Origin of the sequence: Tepidanaerobacter sp. GT38 (assembly GCF_021991635.1) — a bacterium.
Taxonomy (GTDB): Bacteria; Bacillota; Thermosediminibacteria; order Thermosediminibacterales; family Tepidanaerobacteraceae; genus DTU063.
The window spans coordinates 1-8,173 of sequence record NZ_JAFFJA010000028.1 but is presented as its reverse complement, the minus strand read 5'-3'; the positions used below and the strand labels follow the sequence as shown (position 1 = coordinate 8,173).

The 8,173-nt window shown below is 35.7% G+C and carries 8 protein-coding genes; all 8 read left to right on the top strand.

All coding sequences use genetic code 11. From position 1 onward, the window contains the following. Window positions 1-1,056, top strand: a 1,056-nt coding sequence (locus JT739_RS05410) for a sugar ABC transporter substrate-binding protein (RefSeq protein ID WP_237660086.1), incomplete at its 5' end; no start/stop codon positions are given. A 123-nt stretch (window positions 1,057-1,179) separates the two neighbouring features. Continuing rightward, complete coding sequence (locus JT739_RS05405) at window positions 1,180-2,028, top strand: TIM barrel protein (protein ID WP_237660085.1); 849 nt, start codon at window positions 1,180-1,182, stop codon at window positions 2,026-2,028. A gap of 116 nt (window positions 2,029-2,144) precedes the next feature. Next, window positions 2,145-3,455 carry a glucose-6-phosphate isomerase gene (locus tag JT739_RS05400; protein WP_237660084.1) on the top strand — a complete coding sequence of 437 codons (1,311 nt, stop codon included), beginning with the start codon at window positions 2,145-2,147 and terminating at the stop codon, window positions 3,453-3,455. 96 nt (window positions 3,456-3,551) lie between these two features. Next, the gene (locus tag JT739_RS05395; protein ID WP_237660083.1) at window positions 3,552-4,565 is read left to right on the top strand and encodes an SIS domain-containing protein; all 1,014 of its coding nucleotides are present in this window, start codon (window positions 3,552-3,554) and stop codon (window positions 4,563-4,565) included. Between the two features lie 130 nt (window positions 4,566-4,695). Next, entirely contained in the window at window positions 4,696-5,670 is a 975-nt protein-coding gene (pfkA, locus tag JT739_RS05390) for a 6-phosphofructokinase (RefSeq protein ID WP_237660082.1), read from the top strand. Window positions 5,671-5,850: 180 nt separating this feature from the next. Then, window positions 5,851-6,570 (top strand): GntR family transcriptional regulator, encoded by a 720-nt coding sequence (locus tag JT739_RS05385; protein ID WP_237660081.1) that lies wholly within the window; start codon window positions 5,851-5,853, stop codon window positions 6,568-6,570. Window positions 6,571-6,695: 125 nt separating this feature from the next. Continuing rightward, entirely contained in the window at window positions 6,696-7,076 is a 381-nt protein-coding gene (locus JT739_RS05380; protein ID WP_237660080.1) for a S1 RNA-binding domain-containing protein, read from the top strand. Window positions 7,077-7,157: 81 nt separating this feature from the next. Further along, on the top strand, window positions 7,158-8,069 hold the full coding sequence (locus JT739_RS05375) for a Ppx/GppA phosphatase family protein (RefSeq protein ID WP_237660079.1): 912 nt from the start codon (window positions 7,158-7,160) through the stop codon (window positions 8,067-8,069). Window positions 8,070-8,173 lie beyond the last annotated feature (104 nt).

Sequence of the window (8,173 nt, the reverse complement as noted above, 5' to 3'; positions counted from 1 at the left end):
AACATCATATCGGGTTTCACGCTATGGTTCAACTTTTTTACTGTCGCATTTAATTTTACAATTAACCAAATGAAAAATATGAAGAAAATCTTTGCTTTGTTGTTGACACTTGCTCTGGTATTTGTTCTTACCGCATGTGGAGGCAGTAATCAAGATACTTCTGGGTCTAGTAATGAAGATGTACAGAAAGAGGTCGGGACAGATGAATATGTAATAGCTGTTCTTACATGGTCATTAGCTGAGGAATTTGGTGTTGATGTGGTAAAAGGAGCTGAAAAGAAGGCTGCAGAGTTAGGGGTTAAAGTTGTTGCCCCCGATCCTGCAGGAGATATGCAAAAAGAAATTGCAATTATTGAGGATTTGATACAACAAAAAGTGGATGCAATTTGCATAGCGCCTGTAGATGCTGATGCTATAGTACCTTACATAGATAAAGTTCGAGAGGAAGGAATTGTAGTAGTAAATTATGATATAGACACTGAGGCTGAAGTTGACGCAAAGGTTTTGTCTGATAACGTAGCAGGTGGAAGATTGGCAGCGGCATATTTAGTTGAAAAAATGGGAACTGAAGGTAAAGTTCTAGTTCTGGAAGATGCTCCTGGAGTTACCACTGCTGAAGAAAGAATAGCAGGATTTGTAGAATATATGGAGCAATATCCGGACATTGAAATCGTACGTCAACTTTCCAGCGGTACCCGTGATACACATCGTGCAACAACAGAAAATATGCTTACTGCACACCCTGATATTAAAGCAATATTCTGTTTTATGGGAGACAATACTTTGGGAGCTTATGCAGCTTGCCAAGCAATGGGGCGTACGGATGTATTAATTTCTGGCTATGACGCATCTCCTGAACAAGTTGAAATAATGAAAAAGGATGGCCCGGATTGTCAAATTATTTCTTCAGTAGCACTTTATCCAAAACAAATAGGCCGTGTAGCGCTCGAGACAGCATATAAAATATTAGAAGGCGAAAAGATTGATGGTATCATATATACTGAAATCGGATTGCTAACAGCTGAACATGCAGATTCATTTGTTGATAAGGAATAGATTATGCCTAATCCATAAAGCTAGTTGTATTAATGGCTGTCGAGGACATAAAAAGGCCTTGACAGCCATTAAATTAGTGGTTTATAAACCATCGGCCAATCATCAGATTAGGAGGTTCAAGGTATGAAATTCTCATTTTTGACATATCAGTTTTGCAGATATCCGTTAGAACATTGTTTTTATATGGCTAAAGTCTATGGTTTTGAAGGAATTGAAGTATGGGGGGCCCGTCCTCATGCTTATGCTTATGATATGGATGCCCAGATGGTTACACAAATAAATAATTGGAAAAAAAAGTATGGAATAGAGATTTCCATGTTTACTCCGGAGATTCTTGCATATCCTTACAGCTTAACATCTCGCCTGGAAAAAGAGCGTAGAGAGACGATTCAGTATTTGATAAAAAGTGTAGAAACTGCCGCTTCCATTGGGACAAATAAAATGCAGATAGTTGCACCTCATCCAGGTTATGGGGTAGATCGAAAATTAGTATGGCAAAGGCTGGTAGATGGTGTTGGGCAGCTTTGCAAACGAGCTGAACAAATTGGCGTAGATATCATTATGGAGGCATTATCTCCATCAGAAGGTGGGAATATACTTACAACCGCCGATGACCTTCTAGATTTATTTAAAGATGTTGGAAGTTCTGCTTTAAAAGCCATGATAGATGTAGTTCCTCCGGTTATTGCAAATGAACCTTTCACTGAGTATTTTGACAAACTTAAAGATAAGATGGCATATATCCATTTTTCCAATAGTGATGGCGTAACTGAGTTTCACATGCAATTAGATGATTCAAAAGGTGTTATTCCTATAATTGATATGTTTCGTGTATTTCAGCGGCATGGATATAACGGGTGGTGCTCATTGGAGTTACTTGCACCTTACTTTAAAGATCCTGAATTGTATCTAGCGCAATCAGCACGTATAATAAATGAAATTTGCAATATTCTGAACATTAAACGTGGCTGAACACTTTATGCCTCAGGATAGTATCTTGACTCTATTTTTTTTAAAATATTAGCGCTCTATCAAGGATTGTTTTTCTGCTTTTATTTTTAACATATTAGTACATGGAGGTTAGTTTGTTGAAAAATATCACCTTCAATCATACATATAGCTTTATAAATGACAATGAAATACTTCAAATTGAGCCTATGGTTACTGTAGTACATGATTTACTCCACACCAAAAAAGGTCCAGGCAATGATTTTACAGGATGGTTGAACTTACCATCTAATTATAACAAAGAAGAATTTGACAGAATCAAAATTTGTTCACAAAAAATAAGAGACAGATCAGACGTATTTATCACTATAGGAATTGGAGGTTCGTATTTGGGTGCTAGGGCCTGCATTGAGGCATTAAATCACTCATTTTATAACTTAATGCCAAAACAACAAAGAGTAGGTCCAGAGATATATTTTCTAGGAAACAACATTAGCAGTAAGTATATATTGGATCTTTTTGATGTAATACAGGAAAAGGAAATCAGTGTAAACGTCATATCAAAATCAGGGACAACGACAGAGCCTGCCATTGCTTTTCGATTGATTAAAGAATATATGGAAGATAAATACGGTAAGGAGAAAGCCAAAGAACGAATATTTGTTACCACAGATAAGGAAAAAGGTGTATTAAAAAAACTGGCTGACAATGAAGGATATGAAACCTTTGTCATACCAGATGACATTGGAGGCAGATACTCGGTGCTTACTGCTGTAGGGCTACTACCTATTGCAGTTGCTGGAGTAGATATAGATATGCTGATGGCTGGTGCCTATTCTGGCCAGATAGAATACTCAGTTAAGGATCTAAGAGATAATATAAGCTATCAATACGCTGCTATCAGAAATATTTTATACTGTAAAGGCAAAGATATTGAAATATTAGTAAACTATGAACCGACACTTCATTATTTATCAGAGTGGTGGAAGCAATTATTCGGTGAATCTGAAGGAAAAGATGGAAAAGGAATATATCCGACCTCAGTTAACTTTACAACTGATTTGCACTCCATGGGGCAATTTATCCAAGAAGGTAGGAGAAATCTGTTTGAAACCACGATTAATGTAGAAAAGCCCAATAGAGATATAGTAATAAAAGAAGATAAAAATAATACTGATGGCTTAAATTATTTGGCGGGCAAAACGGTAGATTTAGTTAATAAGAAGGCCTTTGAAGGCACGTTAATGGCTCATGTAAAAGGGCAGGTTCCTAATTTAATAGTAAATGTACCCGAGTTGAATGAATACTATTTTGGCAAATTGATTTATTTCTTTGAAAAGGCTTGTGCAATAAGTGGGTATTTGCTAGGTGTTAATCCGTTCAATCAGCCAGGAGTCGAAGAATACAAAAAAAATATGTTTAGGCTGTTAGGCAAGCCAGAAGTAAAATAAATCATATTTACGAGTAAAAATAAGTATTTACAATCTAAAACAAATATAGTATTATAACATTATAATACATTACATAACGATAGAGGAGGTCTAAGCATGTATAACTTTGATGTTGAAAGATTTAAGAAGATGACAGCAGGAGCTCTTGCACAGAGAGAAAACATCGAAAAATGTGCAGACGAAATCTCAAAAAAAGGGTTTAAAAACATATTTTTTATAGGTGTTGGCGGGTCAATAGCTCATATGTATCCACTGCAGTATATTCTGAAAACCAATTCAAAAATTGAGGCATATGCGGAAATTGCTTCAGAATTTATGCTCATGAATCATCAACATTTCGGACCGGATTCTGTATGCATATTTACATCAAGGAGTGGAGATACCAAAGAAACTGTGGCAGCAGCTAAATTTTGTAAAGAAAGAGGAGCAACAACAATAGGTCTCGTGGCCAAACTAGGTACCCCATTAGCAAACATTTGTGACTATGTATTTGATAACTTCGCAGAAGACGATAATCTTGCCGAATCATTATATCTACAACAATTCCCATTGATTTTCCGCTTAATGCATAATAATGGGGAATTTCCCGAATATGATAGATTTATAAAAGAACTTGAAACCATGCCGGAATTATTGCTAAAAGCAAAAGAAAGTATGGAAGAAAGGGCCAGAGCTTTTGCAGATCACCACAAAGATACACCTTACCATATATTGGTAGGGTCTGGAATTATGTGGGGAGATACTTACAACTACGCAATGTGCATATTAGAAGAAATGCAATGGATACGTACAAAATCTATTCATGCGGCAGAATTTTTCCATGGCACATTAGAATTGGTAGAAGAGGATACAAGCGTAATTCTGCTATACACAGAAGACGAAACACGTCCATTAATGGACAGAGTAAAGAACTTCGTTACAAAAATAAGCAAGGAAGTCACCATAATAGATACAAAAGAATTAGAGCTACCCACAATAAGTAAGGAATTTAGAAAATACATGGCAATTATTCTAATGAATACAATGCTAGAGAGAATAAGCATCCATTTAGAGAGAGCCAGGAATCATCCTCTTACTACAAGAAGATATTATAGAAAAATGGAGTACTAATCTCATTTATCCTAAAGCAAAAGTAAGCCTTATGGTTTTGATGTAGTCAGAATCATAAGGCTCAATTATACATTCATACAAAATTGTATTTATTTTTTGTCTAGCTGGGCAAGCTTCGGAGGTATTACTTATGAAAGACCAAATAAATAGCATCGGAATTTTAACTAGTGGTGGCGATGCCCCTGGTATGAATGCAGTTATTAGAGCAGTAGTAAAGGCAGCAATAAGTAATAACATAAAGGTTAAAGGCATTCTAAAAGGTTATAATGGACTTTTAAATGGTGAAATGATAAACCTTGAAAATCATAGCGTTTCAGATATTATCCAGCGGGGAGGAACGATTCTTTATACGGACCGTTGTGAAGAATTTAAAACAGATGAAGGTCAAAAACGGGGTGCCAAGATTTGTAGGGACAATGGTATAGATTATCTAGTTGTTATTGGCGGAGACGGATCTTTTTGTGGAGCCAAAAAATTATCTGAATTGGGTATAAAAATAATTGCTATACCTGCAACAATAGATTTAGATATAGCCTGCACAGAGTATACTATAGGGTTTGATACTGCAGTAAATACTGCAATGGAGGCAATTGACAGGATTAAGGATACCTCGACTTCTCATGAAAGATGCAGTGTTGTAGAAGTAATGGGTAGAAATGCAGGTTATATAGCTTTATGGTGCGGAATTGCCAATGGAGCAGAGGATATATTTATTCCGGGTATACGAAATACAAACGAAGAAAAGTTAATTGAAAACATCAAAAAAAACAGGAAAAATGGCAAAAAACATTACATTATAATAAACGCAGAAGGAATTGGTGGCTCAGAAGAGCTAGCCAAAAGAATATCAAAAGCAACGGGCATGGAAGCCCGTGCAACTATCCTAGGACATTTACAAAGGGGAGGGAGTCCAACGGCAAAAGATAGATTCATGGGAACGCTTATGGGCTCCTATGCAGTTGATTTGATAATTAATGGTAAAAGTAACCGGGTTGTGGCTGTAAAAAATGGCGCTTTAGTAGATTATGATATTGTTGAGGCTCTTAATATGTCAAAATCTATTGATGAATATCAATATCATGTTTATAAGATACTATCAAATTGACCACTAATCAAAGTTAGAATTCATCTAGAATAGGTCTTTGTGAATTGAAGTTGACGTATGGAAGCAAGCATTTCATACGTCAATTTGTTTATTCTACTTTTAAAATTGTAAGCATTGAATTTTTTTATAATTGTGTTATGATGAATTTATACATGTCAATATGAATTTAAGGTGGTTAATATGATCAAATTAGACCATGAAAATGTGACACCCTTATATAAACAGCTCAAAGATATAATTAAACAAAAAATAATAGATGGAGAATTCCGGCCAGGCCAGAAGATACCTTCAGAATTACAATTAAGTAAAATGTATAATGTTAGTAGAATTACCGTAAGAAATGCAATAACTGAATTGGTAGATGAGGATTTACTAATCAAAAAACAAGGAAAAGGGACTTTTGTTTCAGCACCAAAGATTGAAGATAATGTCTTAGAAGATATTAGTTTTTCATTGACATGTAAAATTAACAAAGTGAAACCCGGAAGTAAGATTATCAAAAATGTAATCAAAGATGCAAATGAGAGAGATATTGCTGAATTAAACTTACATGAAAATGATAAAGTTGTTTATATTAAGAGGATTCGCTACGCAGATGATGAGCCGGTTATTTTGGAGCATAATTTTTTCCCAAGTAAATATGCTTTCTTACTTAATGAAGACTTGGAAAATCAATCTTTATATGAAATACTTAATGAAAAATATGGGATTGCAAGAGCAAAATCAAAAAGAACCATAGAGATAACAACTGCTTCGGAAGAAGAAGCTTCTTTGTTAGCAATATCAAAAGGTGAACCTCTTTTGTTGCATAGGGAAATCGTATATGATAAAAATAATAACCCTATTCATAGAACAAAACAGCTTATAATAGGAGATAAATTTAAATTTGTAGTTCCATAATTAATAATCATCAGTTAAAATAACTAAATAAAAAATCGAAATAACTTTGTTTATTGACGAATTTTAAAAGTTAAAGTATAATTGTCATTATCGAAAGGAGATTTTAAAGGAGGAATTCTTTAAGTATGCCTGTTGAGGTAGGCCAAATCGTAGAGGGGAGAATAACAGGGATTACTAGATTTGGGGCTTTTATGGAGATTTCGCAAGGTGTTACGGGTCTCATACACATTTCTGAAGTAGCCGACAGCTTTGTAAAAGACGTAAATGATTTCCTAAAAGAAAATGAAGTCGTCAAGGCAAAGGTTATATCCATTTCAGAAGATGGTAAAATCAGTCTGTCTCTTCGGAAAGCCAACGAAACTTCAAAGCCAAAGCAAGTAGATCTAAGTTTTGAGGATAAGCTAGCTAAATTTTTAAAAGACAGTGAAGAGCGGCTTTTAGACATTAAGAGGAATCATGAATCCAAACGGGGTTCGGGAACTTACAGAAAAAGGAAGGTTTTATAGAGGAATTTTTGAATTCATATTTTAATAAGAAATCATCCAGGGAAATTCCCTGGATTTTAAATTTGTCGAAAGGGGCTAATAATGAGGGTTGCGGTTATTGATTTGGGTTCCAACTCCATTAGGCTTTTGATAAAAGACATATTTGGCACTTCTATGGCGACTGTACATAAAGAGCTGGCAACTACGCGCCTTGGCCGGGGCGTTGCAGAAAACTTGCAACTTGACGAACAGTCTATGGCAGATACCTTATTAGTCCTTGAGGATTTTATGGACAAAGCCAACTCAAAAAACAGTGAGCGAATCTTTGCATTTGGCACCAGTGCCCTCAGGGAAGCTAAAAACAGCAGCGATTTTATTAAGAGAGTACATCAGTTGGGTATTGATGTGGATATATTGTCAGGGCAAGAGGAGGCCCTACTTTCTTTTAAAGGCGTAAAAGCAGGTCTTGATATTTCAGGCCAAGTACTCGTTATTGATATTGGCGGCGGTTCGACAGAGCTTATTTTGGGAAGCGACATAATACAAAAAAGCGAGAGCTTGCCAGTGGGAGCGGTTCGGTTCACCCATAAATATTTTAGATTGGAGCCGCCGAATACTAAAGATATTGAGGAAGCAAAGGCGGTTATAAATACGCTTTCTGCTGATTTTGCAATATGTTTAAATCAAGTTAGGCAGACACATGAAACTACTGCTGTTGGAGTGGGCGGCACATTAACTACGCTTTCAGCTATGGTTCAGGAACTTAAAGTTTATGATCCTCAAAAAGTGCACGGCCATGTCCTTAAAAAAGCTTACGTTGATGAAATTTATTCCAAACTATTGACACTTACTAATGATGAAAAACGAAACCTGCCTGGCCTCATGCCCCAGCGAGCTGATATTATTACGGCGGGAACTTTTATTGCAAAGACTCTCATGGAGAGTTTAGACCTTAATCAAATAATGATAAGTGAAACAGATATAATGGAAGGTTACCTCTTGACCAAAATTTAGGACATAAAAAGTGTCAATAACCAGTAAAAATGTCACTTAAAAAAGAGTAATTTTATTCTATGAAAATGTCACCTTTGGCATAAAATAAAAACAACAAAACACGT